Source organism: Actinomycetota bacterium, assembly GCA_035765775.1.
In the GTDB taxonomy this organism is placed as follows: Bacteria; Actinomycetota; CADDZG01; order JAHWKV01; family JAOPZY01; genus DASTWV01.
This window is the reverse complement of sequence record DASTWV010000049.1, coordinates 26,482-45,205: the sequence shown is the minus strand read 5'-3', so window position 1 is coordinate 45,205 and position 18,724 is coordinate 26,482. Positions and strand designations below refer to the sequence as shown.

15 protein-coding genes and 1 pseudogene are annotated in these 18,724 nt (G+C 71.5%); 15 read left to right on the top strand and 1 reads right to left on the bottom strand.

Annotated elements, in window-relative coordinates:
- Positions 1-370: 370 nt before the first annotated feature.
- The 15 genes and pseudogenes from hppD to VFW71_10895 all read left to right on the top strand — a co-directional run bounded on the left by hppD (position 371) and on the right by VFW71_10895 (position 17,100).
- Positions 371-1,459, top strand: coding sequence for a 4-hydroxyphenylpyruvate dioxygenase (hppD, locus tag VFW71_10965; protein ID HEU5003282.1), 1,089 nt, complete (start codon positions 371-373; stop codon positions 1,457-1,459).
- A 13-nt stretch (positions 1,460-1,472) separates the two neighbouring features.
- Positions 1,473-2,585, top strand: a complete 1,113-nt coding sequence (locus VFW71_10960) for a homogentisate 1,2-dioxygenase (GenBank protein ID HEU5003281.1) — start codon at positions 1,473-1,475, stop codon at positions 2,583-2,585.
- A gap of 13 nt (positions 2,586-2,598) precedes the next feature.
- Positions 2,599-3,543: a fumarylacetoacetate hydrolase family protein gene (locus tag VFW71_10955; GenBank protein HEU5003280.1), complete on the top strand. Its 945-nt coding sequence runs from the start codon at positions 2,599-2,601 to the stop codon at positions 3,541-3,543.
- An 11-nt stretch (positions 3,544-3,554) separates the two neighbouring features.
- The gene (locus VFW71_10950; protein ID HEU5003279.1) at positions 3,555-5,489 is read left to right on the top strand and encodes an acetoacetate--CoA ligase; all 1,935 of its coding nucleotides are present in this window, start codon (positions 3,555-3,557) and stop codon (positions 5,487-5,489) included.
- Positions 5,490-5,561: 72 nt separating this feature from the next.
- Positions 5,562-6,707: a hypothetical protein gene (locus VFW71_10945; protein HEU5003278.1), complete on the top strand. Its 1,146-nt coding sequence runs from the start codon at positions 5,562-5,564 to the stop codon at positions 6,705-6,707.
- Positions 6,708-6,864: 157 nt separating this feature from the next.
- Positions 6,865-7,596: an MBL fold metallo-hydrolase gene (locus VFW71_10940; protein HEU5003277.1), complete on the top strand. Its 732-nt coding sequence runs from the start codon at positions 6,865-6,867 to the stop codon at positions 7,594-7,596.
- 87 nt (positions 7,597-7,683) lie between these two features.
- Positions 7,684-8,106, top strand: a complete 423-nt coding sequence (locus tag VFW71_10935) for a hypothetical protein (protein HEU5003276.1) — start codon at positions 7,684-7,686, stop codon at positions 8,104-8,106.
- Positions 8,107-8,169: 63 nt separating this feature from the next.
- Positions 8,170-11,310, top strand: coding sequence for a DEAD/DEAH box helicase (locus VFW71_10930; protein HEU5003275.1), 3,141 nt, complete (start codon positions 8,170-8,172; stop codon positions 11,308-11,310).
- 4 nt (positions 11,311-11,314) lie between these two features.
- The gene (locus VFW71_10925; GenBank protein HEU5003274.1) at positions 11,315-12,262 is read left to right on the top strand and encodes an SWIM zinc finger family protein; all 948 of its coding nucleotides are present in this window, start codon (positions 11,315-11,317) and stop codon (positions 12,260-12,262) included.
- Between the two features lie 59 nt (positions 12,263-12,321).
- Positions 12,322-12,498 carry a hypothetical protein gene (locus VFW71_10920; GenBank protein ID HEU5003273.1) on the top strand — a complete coding sequence of 59 codons (177 nt, stop codon included), beginning with the start codon at positions 12,322-12,324 and terminating at the stop codon, positions 12,496-12,498.
- Positions 12,499-12,854: 356 nt separating this feature from the next.
- A complete protein-coding gene (locus VFW71_10915; protein HEU5003272.1) occupies positions 12,855-14,474 on the top strand; it encodes a LuxR C-terminal-related transcriptional regulator in 1,620 nt (539 codons plus the stop codon).
- Positions 14,475-14,581: 107 nt separating this feature from the next.
- The gene (locus tag VFW71_10910; protein ID HEU5003271.1) at positions 14,582-15,418 is read left to right on the top strand and encodes an alpha/beta hydrolase; all 837 of its coding nucleotides are present in this window, start codon (positions 14,582-14,584) and stop codon (positions 15,416-15,418) included.
- 51 nt (positions 15,419-15,469) lie between these two features.
- Positions 15,470-15,682: pseudogene (locus VFW71_10905) on the top strand (SAM-dependent methyltransferase).
- Positions 15,683-15,812: 130 nt separating this feature from the next.
- The gene (locus tag VFW71_10900; GenBank protein HEU5003270.1) at positions 15,813-16,469 is read left to right on the top strand and encodes a methyltransferase; all 657 of its coding nucleotides are present in this window, start codon (positions 15,813-15,815) and stop codon (positions 16,467-16,469) included.
- A 193-nt stretch (positions 16,470-16,662) separates the two neighbouring features.
- A complete protein-coding gene (locus tag VFW71_10895; GenBank protein ID HEU5003269.1) occupies positions 16,663-17,100 on the top strand; it encodes a nuclear transport factor 2 family protein in 438 nt (145 codons plus the stop codon).
- A 19-nt stretch (positions 17,101-17,119) separates the two neighbouring features.
- On the opposite strand, the gene VFW71_10890 is transcribed toward VFW71_10895, so the two are convergent.
- Positions 17,120-18,700 carry an FAD-dependent oxidoreductase gene (locus tag VFW71_10890; GenBank protein HEU5003268.1) on the bottom strand — a complete coding sequence of 527 codons (1,581 nt, stop codon included), beginning with the start codon at positions 18,698-18,700 and terminating at the stop codon, positions 17,120-17,122.
- Between the last annotated feature and the right edge of the window lie 24 nt (positions 18,701-18,724).

The window sequence follows — 18,724 nt, the reverse complement described above, 5'->3', positions numbered from 1 at the left end:
CGACAGCTTGCCAGGGGGCCTTCTCACCCGTCAAGGGCCTTCGGTCTGCTTCGCAGACGGCCCTCGGTTGGTCCGGGAGGGGAAAGGCAAAGGCGAAGCAAACCGCCGCTTGACAGCCCGACCCTCATAGGTGTCCCACTGACCGGGACGAATGTCCCCGAGTTCGGCCGAGGGGCCGCATGGGTGGACCCCGAACGCGTCAGAGCCCGGATCCGGACCGCCGCCCACATCATCGCGGGGAGCTTTTTGGCCCAAAACGGGACCAGAAACTCCCCAGAACGAACACGGCAAACCGGCCGCGTCCTCCAACCGCTGCCGGGATGCGGCGCGATCATTGATCGAGGGCCGAACGCAACGCTGGAGGCTTCACATGGACGACGCCTTCCCGATCCTCGGGGTGGACCACGTCGAGTTCTACGTCGGCAACGCCTGGCAGGCCGCCCAGTTCTACCGGGCGCTGGGCTTCACCCCCGTCGCCCACCGTGGCCTGGAGACCGGCAGCCGGGACCGGGCCAGCTGGTGCGTCCGCCAGGGTGACGCCACCTTCGTGTTCACCGGCGCCCTGGGCGCCGCCGGCGAGATCGCCGACCACGTCCGCCACCACGGCGACGGGGTACGCGACGTCGCCTTCACCGTCCCCGACGCCGAGGCGGCCTACTGGACCGCCCTGGAGCGGGGGGCGACCAGCGTCGCCCTGCCCGAGAAGATCGAGGATGAGCACGGCACCGTCGTGCGGGCGTCGATCGGCACCTACGGCGACACGGTGCACTCGCTCATCTCCCGGGACGACTACCGGGGCGTGTTCCTGCCCGGCTTCCAACCCGTGCAGCCCAGCCTGCCAACGCCCGACCTGGGCATCCGCAGCATCGACCACGTCGTGGGCAACGTCGAGCTGGGCCGCATGGACGAGTGGGTCGCCTTCTACGAGGCGGTGATGGGCTTCGCCGAGATGCTGCACTTCTCCGAGGCCGACATCTCGACGGAGTACTCCGCCCTCATGTCCAAGGTGCTGTGGGACGGCAAGGGCAAGATCAAGCTGCCGATCAACGAGCCCGCCGCCGGGCGGCGCAAATCGCAGATCGAGGAGTATCTGGAGTACTACGGCACCCCGGGGGTGCAGCACATCGCCCTGCAGACCGACGACATCGTGGCCGCCGTCGCCGCCATGCGGGCGGCGGGCGTGCCGTTCCTCGGGGTGCCGGACCATTACTACGACGACGCCGTGCTCCGGGTTCCCGAGGTCGCCGAGCACCTGCAACCGTTGCAGGACAACGCCATCCTGGTCGACAGCGACGACGACGGCTACCTGCTGCAGATCTTCACCGCCCCCCTCCAGGACCGGCCGACGTTCTTCCTGGAGATCATCGAGCGGCATGGCTCGCTGGGCTTCGGGGCGGGCAACTTCAAGGCCCTCTTCGAAGCCATCGAGCGGGAGCAGGCCCTCCGGGGCAACCTGTAATGGACGCCCTCTAGTGGACCCCGTCTTCTCCAAGGGGATCGTCACCCGGCAGGCGCACGTTGCCATACCCGAGGGCACCTTCGAGGAGGAGCACGGCCGGGAGACGTTCTTCGGGCGCTCCTCACACCTGTACCGCACCCACCCACCGACCGCCTGGGTGCGCATCGAGGGCCCGCTCCGGCCGCGGGCCTTCGACCTCAACCGGGTGACCCCGGCCGACGCCGCCGATCCGAAGGGCGGCTGGGCACTGGTGGCGGGCAACGAGGACGTCCGCCTTTTCGTCTCCCGGCGCCGTGCGCCGATGCCCTACTTCCTCCGGGACGCCGACGGGGACGTGTGCTACTTCGTGCACCGGGGCGAAGGCGTCGTCGAGACCGACTACGGGCCGCTGCGCTACCGGCCGGGCGACTACGTCGTCCTCCCGAAGGGGACCACGCACCGGATCGTGCCAGAGTCGGAGGCGTTCCTGTTCGTCATCGAGGGCACCGGCGAGTACCACCTCCCCGATCGGGGCCTCATGGGACGCCACGCCCAGTTCGACCCCGGCATGCTGGAGGTGCCCGAGCCCTGCCCGCACGACGAGGCCGGCTCCTTCGAGGTGCGCATCAAGCGGGACGGCACGTGGACTTCGGCCTGGTTCGCCTGGCACCCGCTCGACGTGGTCGGCTGGCAGGGCGACCTCTGCCCGGTGCGGCTGAACATCCTCGACCACCGCCCGGTCTACTCGCCCAGCTACCACATGCCGCCGTCGGCGCACTGCACGTTCGCCAACGAGGGATTCGTCATCTGCTCGTTCGTCCCCCGTCCTCTGGAGGAGGACCCGGCCGTGCTGAAGGTGCCGTTCTACCACGCCAACATCGACGCCGACGAGGTGCTCTTCTACCACGCCGGCAGCTTTTTCTCACGAGCTGGAATCGGTGAAGGCTTCCTGACCCACCACCCACAAGGGATCCCTCACGGCCCGCAGCCCGCCGCTATCGCCGCCGCGAAGACCAAGCAGCGCACTGACGAGGTGGCCGTGATGGTGGAGACCCGCCGGCCACTGGCGGTGGATCCGGCTCTGGACGGCGCCGAGATCAAGGAGTACACCACCTCGTGGGCAGCAGGGATGGGGCTGCTCGACTAGTTTCGACACCGCCATGCGGATCTGGCGGTACCGCAACGATGCCCTGCCCTCGCCGCGCGTCGCGGTGGCGGTGCCCGGCGGGGGGCCACTGGACCTCGTGGTGGCCTGGTCGCTGGCGACCGGTGAGGACGAGGTCCCGCCCTACCTGTGGTCGGTGGCCACCCTCATCGAGGCCGGGCCGGAGGCCTGGGAGGCGGTCCGGTCCCTGATCGCCGCATCGCCCGAGGAGCCGACGGTGTGGCAGGGCGCCCCGGGCTTCCGCTGGGTGTGCCCCCTGGACCGCCTCGCCTCCCTCCGCGACTTCCTCGCCTTCGAAAGCCATGTGCGCCAGGGGGCGGAACGCCGGGGCAGCGAGGTCCCCGCCTACTGGTACGAGGCGCCGGTGTACTACAAGGGCAATCACCGCCGGATGATCGGCCCCGAGGAGACCTGCCCGTGGCCCTCCTACACCACACATCTCGACTTCGAGCTGGAGATGGCGATGATCGTCGGGCGGCCGGGCACGGACATCGCGGTCCCCGACGCCCCGGGCCACATCTTCGGCTTCAGCGTCCTGAACGACTTCTCCGCCCGGGACATGCAGGCCAAGGAGGCCACCACCTGGCTCGGCCCGGCCAAGGCCAAGGACTTCTGCACCGGGCTCGGGCCGTGCATCGTCACCGCGGACGAGCTGGGGGCCCAGCCCGACCTGGCCATGGCGTGCCGGGTGAACGGCGAGGAGTGGGGCCGGGGACGGTCGTCTGAGGCCCGCTGGAGCTGGGCCGAGATGATCGCCCACGTCTCCGCCGGAGAGGGCGTCGAGGCCGGCGACGTCTACGGGTCGGGGACCCCGGGCGGGTGCTGCGGGCTGGACCTCGGCCGGCGGCTGGCACCGGGCGACGTGGTGGAGCTGGAGATCGAAGGCATCGGCGTCCTGCGCAACCCGGTGGGTGCCCCGATGGGGGCCACCGGGGGGTGAATGACCCCCCGCTGTGGACACCGTCGGACGAGCGGGTGGCGTCCTCGGCCATGGCGAACTACCTGGCGTGGCTGGCGTCCGCCGGCGGGCTGGCCTTCCCCTCCTACGAGGAGGCGTGGCGTTGGTCGGTGGCGGATCTCGATGCGTTCTGGGCCTCGATCTGGGACTACTTCGAGGTCTTCGCGCACCGCCCGTACGAGCGGGTCCTGGGGTCGTCATCGATGCCGGGGGCGGCATGGTTCCCGGGCGCCACCCTGAACTATGCCGAGCACGCCCTCGCCCGGCGGGGCGGTGCCCCCGCCGTGGTGGCAGCTTCCGAGGCGGGCACGCTCGCCACCCTGTCCCGGGACGAGCTGGCCGCCCAGGTGGCTGCGGCCGCGGGGGCCTTGCGGAGCCTCGGCGTCGGGCGGGGGGACCGGGTGGCGGCGTACCTGCCCAACATCACCGAAGCCGTCGTCGCCTTCCTGGCCACGGCATCGCTCGGCGCGGTGTGGTCAGCCTGCGCGCCCGAGTTCGGCACCCGCAGCGTCGTAGATCGGTTCCGCCAGATCGAGCCGACCATACTCGTCGCATGCGACGGGTATCGGTACGGTGGCCGCGACCACGACCGCCGGGCAGAGGTGGCGGAGATCCGTCGCCAGCTCCCGTCGCTGCAGGCGGTGGTCGGGGTGCCCGTGCTCGGGTCGTGGTCCGCGGGGGACGCCGTCGTGGACTGGGGTTCGCTGCCGGGCAGCGCCCGCGGGGGCGAGCCGGCCTTCGAGCCGGTGGCGTTCGACCACCCGCTGTGGATCCTGTACTCGTCGGGGACCACCGGGGCGCCCAAGGCAATCGTCCAGGGTCACGGCGGGATCCTGCTCGAACACCTGAAGGCCCTGGCGCTGCACATGGACCTGGGCGAGGGCGACCGCTTCTTCTGGTTCACCACCACGGGCTGGATGATGTGGAACCTGCTCGTGGGCGGCCTGCTGGTGGGCTCCACCGTCGTGCTGTACGACGGCAGCCCGGCGTACCCCGATCTCGGCGCGTTGTGGCGGCTGAGCGAAGCAACCGGGATCACGTACTTCGGGGCCAGCGCCCCCTACCTGACCGCGTGCCTGAAGGCGGGCCTGCGCCCCGGAACGACGTTCGACCTGTCGGCGGTGCGCAGCCTGGGCTCGACCGGGGCGCCGCTGCCCGCCGAGGGGTTCCGGTGGGTGTACGAGGCGGTCCACCCGGACCTGGCCCTCGGGTCGGTGAGCGGGGGCACCGACGTGTGCACCGCGTTCGTCGGCTCGTGCCCGCTGCTGCCCGTCCACGCCGGCGAGATCCAGTGCCGGATGCTCGGGGCGGCCGTCGAGGCATTCGACCCGGGAGGGCACCCGCTGGTGGGGTCGGTGGGCGAGCTGGTGGTGACGGAGCCGATGCCCTCGATGCCCACCGGTTTCTGGAACGACCCCGGGCAGCACCGCTACCGGGAGAGCTATTTCGAGACCTACCCGGGCGTGTGGCGCCACGGCGACTGGATCACGATCACCGAGCGGGGCAGCTGCATCATCTCGGGGCGGTCGGACGCCACGCTGAACCGGGGCGGCGTGCGGATGGGGACCGCCGAGTTCTACGCCGTCGTCGAAGACCTGGCGGAGGTGGCCGACAGCCTGGTGGTGGACACGGGCGGCCTCGACCAGGCGGGCGAGCTGCTGCTGTTCGTCGTCCCCGCCCGCGGCGTGGTGGCGGATGCCGATCTGTGCGCCCGGATCCGGGACCGGCTCCGCATCCAGCTGTCGCCCCGCCACGTGCCCGACCGCATCCTGGCGGTGGCGGCCATCCCCCGGACGCTGAACGGGAAGAAGGTGGAGGTCCCGGTCCGGCGGATCCTGATGGGGATGGCCCCGCCCTCGGTCTTCAGCGCCGACGCCCTGGCCAACCCGGAGGCGCTCACTTCGCTCATCGAGGCCGCTCTGCGGTAGCCGCTCTGCGGTAGAGGGGTGCCGCGGAGGGGGGTTCCCCATCCGGGCGTCCGTAGGTAGAGTTACCCGGGCATGACGAACCACCCACCGAACAAGCTGGTCCGGTACCGGCGGCGCCTGACCCTCGCCGGTGCGGTCTTGGCGGTCGGGCTCCTGATGCTCCAGATCCCCCTCCTGGGCGCGGCCGGAGCGGTGCGCGCCGCCACCGGGCCCCAGGTCACGATCACCGACCAGCCGCCCAACCCCTCCGCCTCGTCCACCGGATCCTTCGCCTTCACCACCCTGGACGACAACTTCCCCAACACGCCGCTCACCACCGTGTGCCAGCTGGACTCCAACCCCATTGCGACGTGCACCACGCCCGTCGCCTACACCGGCCTCAGCAACGGGACGCACACCTTCACTGTGACGGTGAGCGACCCCGGAGGCGCGGTGGCCCAAGCGAGCTACCTCTGGATGATCAATCCGGCCCCCGGCTACTGGCTGCTCCGCCGGGACGGCTTCGTCTACAACTTCGGCCCCGTGCAGTGCGGCACGGCCCCGACCGTGGTGGTCGGGACGGTGGCAGCAGACATGGTGAGCACACCGGACGGGCAGGGCTACTGGCTGGTGGACACGGCGGGCCACGTCTACACCTGTGGCGACGCCAGCACCTACGGCGATGCCCCGGCCCTCGGCAAAGGCGAAACGGTGACGAGCATCTCCGGGACGGCCGATGGGAAGGGCTACTGGCTGTTCACCTCGCTGGGGCGGGCCGTCCCCTACGGCGACGCCACCTTCCTGGGCGACATGAGCACGGTGCGCCTGAACGCGCCGGTGATCGGATCGGTGGCGACGCCGTCGGGCAACGGGTACTACATGGTGGCCAGCGACGGGGGCATCTTCACCTTCGGCGACGCCACCTTCGCCGGGTCGATGGGTGGCCGGCACCTGAACCGGCCGGTGGTGGGCCTGGCGCCGAACCCGGCAGGGCCCGGGTACTGGTTGGTGGCCTCCGACGGCGGCATCTTCGCCTTCGGCCCCCCGTTCCTCGGCTCGATGGGCGGCACCCGGCTCAACCAGCCGGTGGTGGGCATGGTGGCCTACGGCGACGGCTACCTCATGGTGGCGACCGACGGCGGGATCTTCGACTTCTCGAGTTCCCCCTTCCAGGGGTCGCTGGGGGGCAACCCGCCGCCGGAGCCGATTGTGGCGGTGGCGCCGGGGGGCCGGGGCTGAGGGCGGGCTCGGGGCCGGTCCAGGGCCATATTTGTGCCTGTCCGAACACCCAGACGGTGCTCAGTCATGCACAAGCAGTGGCGAACCCTCTCGCCAGCCGCACCTTGCCTTCTGAAAACGGTTGATCCTCACATAGGGTGACCATAGAATGCCGTCCGTGGGCACCGCGGAAGGCGTCCGGGTCATGTGGCAGCACAAGGGTGGCAATGTCCACGCCTTCTTGCTCGACGACCCGGCGGGCCTGACTCTGTTTGACACCTTGTTTGACACCGACGCCCACCGCGTCCTCGCCGAGATCAAGGCGATGGGCCGGCAGGTCACCGACCTCAAGCACATCGTCATCTCCCATGCCCACCGCTCGCACATCGGCGGGCTGGCCATGCTGAAGGAGTTGAGCGGGGCGACGGTGCTCTCGCACGCCTGGGAGGCGGACATCATCGCCGGTGACCGGGAAGCGCAACGGGTGCCGATCACGCCCCAGCGCCCGTTGATCCCCTACGCCAAGGTCTACTACCTGCAGTTCGGTGCGGCCGTGGGCTTCGGCCATGCACCGAAGTGCCCCATCGACGAGTCGATCCGGGAGGGCACCAAGATCGGCAGCGTGGAGGTCATCCACACCCCGGGCCACACCCCCGGCCACGTGGCGTTCTGGTGGGCGGAGCGCAGGATCCTGCTGGCGGGCGACGCCATCGCCACGTTCCCGCTGTTCTCGCCCGGCTGGCCGGCGTTCAACCTGAACCTGCACGAGCAGCGGGACTCGCTGCACAAGATGATCGACCTGGCCCCCGAGTTCGTCGGTGTCGGCCACGGCGACCCGCTCACCGAGGACGCCACCGAGAAGCTGCGGATCATGGTGAAGTCGGCGGAGGTGAAAGGGTTGTTGGGCTAGGGATCGCCGAACCTCACCGTCGACATGCGCCAGTGGAGGCCTGGGCCCTCCCAGGCCCTCCCAGGCTCTCCCAGGCTCCCTAAGGCGATGCTGGACCTCGGCACGTCGGTGCCTTCCCAGATCATCTCGCTCCACCTGCTCGCCGAGATCGACCGGGTACGGGAGGAGCGCCGGGCGTCGGCGACCGCCAACTTCCACCTGGTGGAATCCCACTTGCATGACCTGCTGCCCACCTGGTCCTGGTCGGCGCCCAGGGGCAGCCTGACGCTCTGGGTACGCCTGCCGTCGGGCAGCGCCCGCGAGTTGGCCACCGTGGCGAGGCAGCGGGGCGTCGCGATCCTTCCCGGCCCGACCACCTCGTGCGACCTCTCGTTCGACGACCACATCCGCCTGACCATCGCCCGCCCGGCTGACGTCCTGGCCGAGGGCATCCGGCGCCTGGCCGCGGCCTGGGGGGACTACCTCCCCCGGGCAGAGGGTGGGGGGGCCGGGCTCGAGGTCATCGTCTAACTACGGTCCGGGGGCTCCTGCTTCACCAATCCTTCACCACCGGCCTCGGCGTACGCTTCCGGCGTGATCGCAGTCCACGGGCTCTGGTCCTCGGCCGGGCAACTCTGCCTATGGGGCGAGGATGGCGTTGCCGTCGCGCCCGCGTCCAGGCCGCGGGGCCGCCCCGCCCGGGTCCCGCGGACCCGGCCCCACCCCTTTGCCCTCAGCACTGAATTCCTGGCAGCCTGGCTGGCTGGCCGGACGACCCTGGCCGCCATCCCGGGGACCCTCACCCTGCTGCTGCCGACGGCCCCATCCGGGCCAGTGCCCTCGCCCGAGCTGCTGGCGGTCGACGAACAGCAGCCTGGCACCTCAGTCGGCCTGGCCCCCTGGCAGGTGCCCGTGCTCGCCGCCGGTCCGTTGGCCGCGGTCCGCCTGCTCCTCGCCCTGGAGGAAGTCGGGGTCGAGGACCGAGGGACCCCACTCGGGGCGTCGCTCGACTTCCTCATCCAGATCGCCAACCTGGCCCTGGCGACGGTGGTCGGCGGTCAGGTGGTTCCTAGGATCACCGCCGCCGCCGACGGAGCGTCCGCTGCCCGGTGGCTGGCCGTGACGGCGACCCCCGACGCCCGGGAGGCGATCGGGATCCTGATGCGGGCGATGCCGCCGGTGTGCCGGGCCGAGCCGGTGGGCGGATCTCTTGCGGGGCGTGCCCCGGCGGACATCGTGGCCTCAATGCTCGGCGACCTGGTCGACGCCCTCGCCCGCTCGGCGACCGGCGCTGGGGGCGGGGCGCCGGCTCGCCGGAAGGGCGGGGTGGCCCGGGCCTGGGTGCGGGGGCTCGGGGCGCAGGATCCGACCCTGCCCGACTCGGCGGGGAAGCGGGCTCCCGGGTTCGCTTCCCTTGCCACCACCTTGGAAGCGTGGAGCCGCCCGGTGCTGTCCCCGCCCCGGTCGGGGCTGCGAACCTGCTTCCGGCTCAAGGCCCCCGAAGCCGAACCCGAGGCCGAACCCGGAGCCGCGCTGGAGGCGCCCTGGCGGCTGGAGTTCCTGCTGCAGTCGCTCGACGACCGGTCGGTACTGGTGCCCGCCGCCCAGATCTGGGCCGGGCGCACCAGCGGGGGGCCGGGCTGGGGCAGCGAAGCGGGAGCCCAGAACCCCGAGGAGACGCTGCTGGCGGGCCTCGGGCGGGCGAGCCGGCTGTACCCGGCCCTCCAGCCCGCGCTGCGCACCGCCCGGCCCTCAGGTTCCGATCTGGCCACCGACGATGCCTACGCCTTCCTGGCGCAGGGCTCTCCGCTCCTCCAGCAGGCGGGCTTCGGCGTGCTGGTCCCGCCCTGGTGGTCGAAGCGCTCCGCCCGCCTGGGGGTCAAGCTCAGCCTGCGCCCCAAGAGCGAGGGATCACTCACCCCGTCGGTGCTGGGCGTCGCCGGCATCGTCGCCTATGAGTGGCAGGTGGCCATCGGTGACGAGACGCTCTCGGAGGCGGAGATGCAGCGGCTGGCCTCCCTCAAGGCCCCGCTGGTCCAGCTCCGGGGCCGGTGGGTCGAGCTGCGCAGCGACGAGGTGGCCGCCGCCCTGCGCTTCTTCCGGGGGAACCGGCACCGGGGGGAGATGCGCCTTGCCGAGGCGATGGCCGTCGGGCTGGGGGCCCGCCCGGCCGGCGTCGGGTTGCCCGTGGTGGGCGTCATCGGGGAGGGAGCCCTCGCCGACCTGCTGGGTCCGGACCCGGGCGTGGGCCCCCGGCGCTACCGGGAGGCGGGGATTCCGAAGGGCCTCGCCGCCACCCTGCGGCCCTACCAACGGCGGGGGCTGTCCTGGCTGGCGTTCCACGATGCCCTCGGGCTGGGCGCCTGCCTGGCCGACGACATGGGTCTGGGGAAGACCATCCAGCTCCTGAGCCTGCTGCTGTCCGAGCGGGAGGGCAGGCGCCGCGGGCGGCCCCTGCCGACGCTGCTGGTCTGCCCGATGTCCCTGGTCAGCAACTGGGAACGGGAGGCCAGCCGGTTCGCCCCCGCCCTGCGGGTGCACGTACACCACGGCACCGAGCGCCTGGCCGGCAAGGAGTTCGCAGAGGCGGCGGGCGGTGCGGACCTCGTGCTCACCACCTATGCGCTGGCCGTGCGGGACCGGGAGCGGTTATCGGATATCCCCTGGGGGCGGGTGGTGCTGGACGAGGCACAGAACATCAAGAACCGCGGGTCACGCCAGACCCAGGCGGTGGCCGCCATCCCGGCCCGGCGCCGGGTGGCACTCACCGGGACGCCGGTGGAGAACCGGCTGGCGGACCTGTGGTCGATCATGGAGTTCCTCAACCCCGGTCTGCTGGGCGAGGCGTCTGAGTTCCGCCAGCGGTTCGCCATTCCCGTCGAGCGCTTCGGGGATGAGGACGCTGCCGAGCGCCTGAAGCGCCTCACCGGGCCCTTCATCCTGCGCCGGCTGAAGACCGACCGCGACATCATCGCCGACCTGCCCGACAAGGTGGAGATGAAGGTGTTCTGCAACCTCACCCGGGAGCAGGCGACGCTCTACCAAGCGGTGGTGGACGACATGCTGCGCCAGGTCGAGGACTCCGAAGGCATCCAGCGCAAGGGCCTGATCCTGGCGACGATGACCCGGCTCAAGCAGGTGTGCAACCACCCCGCCCACCTGCTAGGCGACCGCTCCCCGCTCCCGGGCCGGTCAGGGAAGCTGGCCCGGCTGGAGGAGATCCTCGAAGAGGTGGTGGCCGCCGGGGAGAAAGCCCTGTGCTTCACGCAGTTCGCCGAGATGGGCACCAGGCTGCGCCCGTACCTCCGCGAGCGCCTGGGACGGGAGGTGGCCTTCCTGCACGGGGGCACCCCGAAGCCGGCCCGGGACGAGATGGTTGCCCGGTTCCAGGGCGACGCCGGCCCCCCGGTGTTCCTGCTCTCGTTGAAGGCGGGCGGGACCGGGCTCAACCTGACGGCCGCCAACCACGTGATCCACTTCGACCGCTGGTGGAATCCCGCGGTCGAGAACCAGGCCACCGACCGGGCCTTCCGCATCGGCCAGCGCCGGGACGTGCAGGTCCGCAAGTTTATCTGCGCCGGGACGCTGGAAGAGCGCATCGACAAGATGATCGAGCGCAAGCAGGCCCTCGCCGAGCGCATCGTGGGGGCCGGAGAGGCCTGGCTGACCGAGCTTTCCGCCGACCAGCTCCGGGACCTCATCGCCCTCGATGCCGACGCGGTGTCGGAGGGCTAGACGCATGGCCCCCTTCGACGAGCCGTACTACCCGTACTACCCGCCGACGGTCCGGCGGGCTGCCGCCGGGATCAAGGCCAAGAGCCAGCGGGGCGCCATAGGCCAGACGTGGTGGTCCCAGCAGTTCATCGCCGTGCTGGAGTCGTTCCGCCTGGGCGGCCGCCTGACCCGGGGGAAGTCCTACGCCCGCACGGGTCAGGTGCTGGACCTCGAGGTCTCCCCGGGAGTCGTGTCCGCCCGGGTGCAGGGTTCCCGGGCGCGGCCCTACCAGGTCTCGATCGGCCTCACGGTGCTGTCCGAGCGCGACTGGCGGGCGGCAGAGGACGCGCTGGCCGGGGAGGCGCTGTACCTGGCGATGCTGCTGGCGGGTGAGATGCCCCAGGACATCGGTGAGGTGTTCCGGGCCTGCAAGCTGGCGCTGTTCCCCGCCTCGCATCGGGACCTGGTGACCCAGTGTTCGTGCCCGGACTACGCCAACCCGTGCAAGCACATCGCTGCCACGTACTACATCCTGGCGGAAGCCTTCGACGAGGATCCCTTCCTGATCCTCGCCTGGCGGGGGCGGCCGAAGGACGTGCTCCTGGCCAACCTGCGGCTGCTGCGCCAGGACAGCCCGTCGGTTGGCGAGGTGCCGGCCGGGCCGGCGGCCGCCGGTCCATCGGGGGCCGGAGTCCCGCCCTTGGAGGAGTCCCTGGCGGGCTTCTGGTCGGCGGGACCGGAGCTGGCCGAGCTGCACGTCCGGCCGGTGCCCGCCGTGGTGCCCGACGCCGTCCTGCGCCAGCTGGACCCGATCGACCTCGGGTTGGGGACGAGCCTGGCGGACGAGCTGCGCCCGGCCTACGAGCGGATGGCTGCCCTGGCTCCGGCTTCGTGGGGTGAAGGGGCCAGCTGGGCCGGATGGGCTGGATGGGCCGAGGAGGGCGATCCGGCCGGCGAAACGGCCCCGGAATAACGAGCCCGAGCTACGCTGGAGGGGAGGCAGTTTGCAGGTCCCAGAAAGGGAGGCTTGCCATGACACTGGAGCTTTCCGAATCCCAGGCGCAGCTCCTGGGCGATGTTCTCGAGTCCGAGATCAGCAACCTGAGCCCGGAGATCGCAGACACCGACAACCCGATCTACCGGCGGGAGTTGAAGGAGCGGCGGGAGCACCTCCGGGCAGTGCTGGCCAAGCTGCAGGCGGCCGCGTAGCGGCTGCGGTATCCCGCCCCCACGCCCCAGCCCTTCGCCGCCCCGGGCGCAGGAGCTGACCGGCTCGGCGACGCCGGAGCCCAGCCCCCCGGCCCTCCCTGACGCCCGGCTCCACGCCCCGCCGGCCCCAGAATGCAAGGACGGGGTCGTCAACCGGATCGGGAACCCGGGATGGCTCGACCATCCACTGCCGGAGCTCTGCACCCCGAGGGGTGCCGCCGGCCAGCTGGCCTCGCCCACCAGCGACCAATCACCTGGCCCCCGGGGGGAGACACCCAGCCCCCCGGTGGCGTGCCGCTCGCCCGGACCATCGCCCCGCTACCGACCGTTTCCAAAGTGGGGTCTATCCTTTCCCCGTGCGGGCAGCGCAAGCGGACGGGGTCGCTCTCGCGCGGGCAGCCCTGGCCCGCGGCGAGTGGGCGACAGCCCGAGCGGCGTTTGAGGCCGCACTCGCCGGTGGGGAGTCACCGGGCACGCTGGAAGGTCTGGCCCGGGCATGCTGGTGGCTCGAGGACCTGGACGCCTGCGCAGAGGCCCGGGAACGGGCTTACCGGCTCTACCGCGAGCAGGGGGATGCCCGAGGCTCCGCACGCGTGGCCTGCCAGATCGCCCGGGAGGCCGCGCTCCGCCGGGGCGACATGGCGGCGCTCAACGGGTGGACCGAGCGCGCCCGCCGGCTCCTGTCCGAGGTCGAGGTGTCGCCCGAGCACGCCTTCCTGGCGATGCATGAGTCCAACTGCGCCTTCCTCTTCACCAATGACCCGGCGACGGCACGAGCCAAGGCCGTCGAGGCGGTGGAGCTCGCCCAGCGCTTCGGGCTCATCGATGTGGAAATGCTGGCGCGCGCAGTGTGGGGGGCAACCCTGGTGTCCGAGGGTGACGTCGCCGGGGGGATGCGCCTGCTCGATGAAGCCACCGCGGCCGCCACGGGGGGCGAGATGCACGACGTGGAGCTGATCGCGGCCACTGGCTGCACGATGATCGTCGGCTGCGAGCGGGTGCGGGATTTCGAACGGGCCGGCCAATGGTGCACGCGGATGATGGAGTTCTGCCGCCGCACCGGCCTGGGGGGCCTCTTCGCTGTCTGCCGCACCCACTACGCGATTGTGCTCACCGAGCGGGGCGACTGGGCCGAAGCGGAACGGGAGTTGCAGGGGGCCGCGGAACAGCTCGCGCTCCACCGGGGGCTCGTCGGCGACACCCTCGCCAGCCTGGGGGAACTCCGGCGGCGGCAGGGGCGCCTCGACGAGGCTACGGCCCTCTTCGACCGCGTCGCGTTCCATCCCCAGGCGCAGATCGGGCACGCCGCGCTGGCGCTGGACCGGGGCGATCCCGGGACGGCGGCTCGATGGGCGGAGCGGTTCCTGCGCCAGGTCGCCCCAGAGGACCGCATGCTGCGCGCCCGGGGGTGGGAGCTGCTCGCCCGGGCCCGCGCCGCCCTGGACGATCTCGACGGCGCCCGGGCCGCCGCCGACGAAGTGGCTTCGGTGGCCGAGGCCACCGCCAACCCGGCGCTCGCGGCCGCGGCGTCTGCAACCCGGGGCGTCGTTGAAGCACGTTCGGGAGACCAGCGGGCTGCAAGGGAGCTGCTGGAGGATGCCGTGGACCGCCTTGCCGCCGCCGGGTTGCCTTATGCGGCCGCCGAGGCTCGCCTCGCCCTGGCGGGGGTGCTGCGCCAGGAAGGCAGCGCCGACGAGGCGGCCCGGGAGGCCCGGCTTGCCGCTGAGGCCTTCGCACGCCTCGGCGCCATGCGCCCGGCGCCGGAGCCTCCATCGAGCGCGCACGCCGGGCTCAGCCGCCGGGAGATGGAGGTCCTCCGGCTGGTCGCCGAGGGCCTGAGCGACCGCGACATCGCCGAGCGCCTGGTCATCAGCCCGCACACGGTCCACCGGCACGTCTCGAATCTGCTCACCAAGCTCGGCGTCACTTCCCGCACGGCCGCCGCCGCGGCCGCCAGCCGCCTGCACCTCCTATAGCCAGGACTGGCCATCTTCGGGGATGGCCCGTTCTGGCGATGCCTCGCCGGAGCCTCGGGTCGCATGCTTCGATCCGAACCGACCCGCTCTGGAAGAGGAGGAACGAGATGCCCGCCATCGCCCAGCTCTCCGACCCGCCGCAGGTGAGCCACCCACCGGCCTCGCCATCGGTACGGGCCACCGTCGTACGGGGGCGCCGGATTGTCTACGAGATCGTTGGCGCGGGCGACCCGACCATCGTGCTCATCCACGGCGCCTTCTGCCACCGCGGGTACTACGCGGGCCAGGTCGAGCACCTCTCCCGCCGGCACCGGGTGCTGACCATCGATCTTCCCGGGCACGGTGAGAGCGCCACACCGGAGTCTGGGTTCGGCGTACGCGACTTCGCCGAGGACGTGATCGGCGTCTGCGAGGCGGCGGGAGTCACCCTGGCGGTGCTGTGCGGCCACAGCATGCCCGTCGCCCTCGAGGTGGCTACACTCCGGCCAGACCTGGCTGCCGGCGTCGTGTTGCTGGATGGGGTTGTTCTCTTCCCCGAACCAGTGCGCCAGGGAGCCCTCGCCGCCCTGCTCCCCGGCCTGGAGGGTGAAGGTTGGGTACGAGCCCTGCAGAGCTTCTTCCGGGCAACCTTCGGCCCCCACGACGCGGCGTCGGTCACGGCCAGGGTGATGGAAGACCTGGCGAGGGCTCCCCGCCAGATGGCGGTCCCGTTCTTTCGCGACCTCATGGCCTCCGACTCCGCCGCCGAGCTTTCCGCCGGGACCTGCCCGCTGCTCTACATCCATGCCGAAACCCCCACGGACCTGGAGCGGCTCCGGCGCCTGCGGCCCGACGTGCTGGTCGGGCGCGTCGCGGGCTCCGGGCACTACCTCACGCTCCAGGTGCCCGAGCAGGTGAACGCGATGCTCGACCGCTTCCTGGAGATCATCGGCTCACGCCCATAGCCGCTACGGCTAAGGCAGCACACCCGGCGCCCAGAGCGCAAGGAGGGGGCAATGAACGACACGAAAGCCACACCCGAGCGCATCCTGCAGGTTGCCACCGGCGGCTGGGCTTCGGGGATCCTCGGGGCGGCCGTCGCCCACTCGCTGTTCAGCCACGTGGAGGCCGGTGCCGGCACGGCGCCTACGCTGGCCGGGCGTGCCGGAATTTCGGAGCGGGGTGCCCAGACGCTCCTCGACGGGCTCCTCGGCCTCGGGCTGGTGGAGCTGGAGGACGGTCGCTACTGCAACACGGCGGAGGCTGCCGCCTTCCTGGTCGAGGGCCAGCCAGGGTACCTGGGCGGCTTCGCCCGGCTCCTCTTGAGCGAGATTGGGGCCTGGGCGACCCTGCCGGGACGTGGTCCGGACCGGGGTCCCGGTGGTGCAGGAGACCTTCGAGGTGCCCGAGAACCCCTTCTGGGAGGAGCTGGTACCAGCCATCGCCCCATCAGCAGTTCCGGCGGCGCGGATCGCTGCCGAGAGGCTCCGCCTGGCGGACGCGGGCGAGATCTCGATCCTGGACGTGGGCGGCGGCTCGGGCATCTACTCGGCGATCTGGCTCATGGTCAACCGGGCAGCCCGCTCCACGCAACTGGACTGGCCGCGGGTCAATGCCATCGCTCGCCGGTTCGTGGCGGAGCGCGGCGCCGCCGACCGCTTCACCTGCATCGACGGTGACTTTCACACCACCGATTTCGGCACGCGGGCGTATGACGTCTGCGTGTACTCCGGCATCGCCCACCAGGAGGGACCGGAGGACAACGTGGCGATCTTCACCAAGTTCCGGCAGGCCCTCAGGCCGGGAGGCACGCTGGTCGTCAGCGACTTCGTGGTTGACAACGCTCGGAGCGGCCCGCCCTTCGCACTGGTCTTCGGCGCCGACATGCTGCTCAAGACCAGGCACGGGGCAACGTGGCGGCGAGCCGACTACGAGGCGTGGCTCGCCCAGGCCGGCTTCACTGACGTGTCGTTCCAGCCCACGCCGTCTGCCGTGACGCTCATCTTCGCCCGGTAGCTTCCGGACCGGTGACGTGCACAGCGTGGGTACCGGGAGGCAGGTTCGGTGCGCCCAGCAAGCTTGGGACAGTGGGCCGCACCCGTCCCGCAGGGTGGGCAGAGAAAAGACCAGGGTGCCGACCCTATAGCGAACAGTCTTCCCCCTGAGCCACCCTTCTGCCGACCGGTTCATTCACCGAAAGGAGACAGCAATGGGGATCACCAACCGGGAAGCGTTCGAGCGGGGGACCGACGCATTCAACGCCCATGACATCGACGGGTTCACCGAGGTGCTGGCGGACGACGTCGTGTTCCAGGGGCCTGGCGGTGTGCGGGGTCAGGGCAAGACAGCCTGTGCCGAGTTTTACCGGGGCTTCATGGCCGCCTTCCCCGACGCGCATGTCGAGGTGCACGACGTGCACTTCTTCGAGGACATGGCCCTCGAGGAAGGCACCTTCAGCGGGACTCACCAGGGCGTGCTCCGGGTGCCCGCCGGGGACATCCCGCCCACCGGACGGGCCGTCAGCACCGACTACGTCCAGGTCATCCGCTTCCGTGACGGCAAGCACACCCTGTTCAACCTCATGTTCGACCGGCTGTTGATGTTGGAGCAACTGGGCCTCGTGCCCGCGCCCGAGCCCGTCGGATAGTCGAGAACCGGTTGCTGCGTCAGGGCCTGCTCGCTGCCCCGTCTGGGGCGGGAGCAGGCCCCGATGACCCTGCCGCCGAGGGAATCGCCGGGGCGAGATATCCCTCGAGGTATCCCCCGGACCCGGCACCGGGGCCCCGGTAGGCGACATAGCCATCCGGGCGGACCAGGCAGACCCACCCCGCTCGCAGCCCGTACCGGGCTGCAGCCGGGCCGCCGGGCGGCACGACGACCGCGCGGCTGTCCTCGGGCAGGCCCGGGTACAGGTCACTGATCGCCGGTCCCGGAAGCCGGTCCCCCGCAACGAGCAGCGTATGGCCGCCATGCTGGAACACGTCGAAGAAGGATGCTCCGCCCGCCGGAGACCACCCGGGAACGTCCGGTGCCCGGTCGCCGGCCCGCACCGGCCCCCGGCTGGTGCCGGCGGCGAGGCGGCTGCCGCGGTAGCTCACGTGCTGCTGGGAGAAGCGCCGGGCAATGGCGGATGCGGCGTGCGGCTCGGCGGTGCAGCGGGGCAGCAGCTGGTCCCGGACCCGCCGTCCGGCCGGCGAGCGGAACGCCTTGGCGCCGAACACCTGGACCAGCGAATGGGTGAGCGCGATCACCTGGCGGGCCACCGGCGCCCGCTCCTGCTCGTAGGTATCCAGCAGGGCGTCGCACGCCTGCCCGCCGGCCACCAGGGCCAGCTTCCAGCCGAGGTTCGCCGCATCGCCGAGCCCCGTGTTCATGCCCTGGCCGGCGGCCGGGCTGTGGATGTGGACGGCATCCCCGGCCAAGAACACCCGGCCGACCCGGTAGCGGGGGGCGGAGCGCCGGGAAGCACGGAAGGCCCCCAGCCAGGTCGGGTCGCCGATGCGCATACCCGCCGGTCCCCGGCGGGCGACCAGCTCCCGGATCTCCTCAAGGCCCGGCCTCGCCCGCTCCTCGGGGCGGTTCGCCACCTGGGCCACCATCACCCGCCACCTCCCGCCGCCGAAGGGGAAGCAACCCAGTACGCCCGCGGGGCTGGCGAAGATGTGGGTCTCCGTGCTTGGGTACTCCCAATCGACTTGGACGTCGGTGCCCAGCCAGTCCTGCCCATACCCCTGCCCCTCGAAGGGCAGGCCGAGCTCGTGGCGCACCGTGCTGTGCGCGCCGTCGCACCCGACCACGTGCGAGGCCTCCACGTCACCGGCCGAGGTGGTGAGCACCACCCGGTCGCCGCCCTGGCGCAGGCGCCGGACCTCCACCCCTCGTTCGACGCCGACTCCCAGTGACCACAGGTACCGCTCCAGAACCGCCTGCGTCTGGTACTGGGGCACGATAAGGGCGCACGGGAACGGACCATCGAGCCGGGAGAAGTCGACGTGGAGGATGGGGCGGCCCCCCGAGATGATGTTGAACGCAGCGATCGGGTTGCCGAGGGCGACCAGCTCCCGGGCGATCCCGAGCCGGTCCAAGGTCTCCAGCGTCCGGGAGTGGATCCCGTTAGCCCGGGACTCCTGCGAAGGTGACCCGGCCCGCTCGAGGATGCGGACCTGCGTCCCACGGCGAGCCAGTTCGGCCGCGAGCAGCAACCCGGTCGGTCCCGCCCCCACAACGACAACCGGTTCCCTGGACATGGTGCTCCCTCCCCCGTTCGCCAG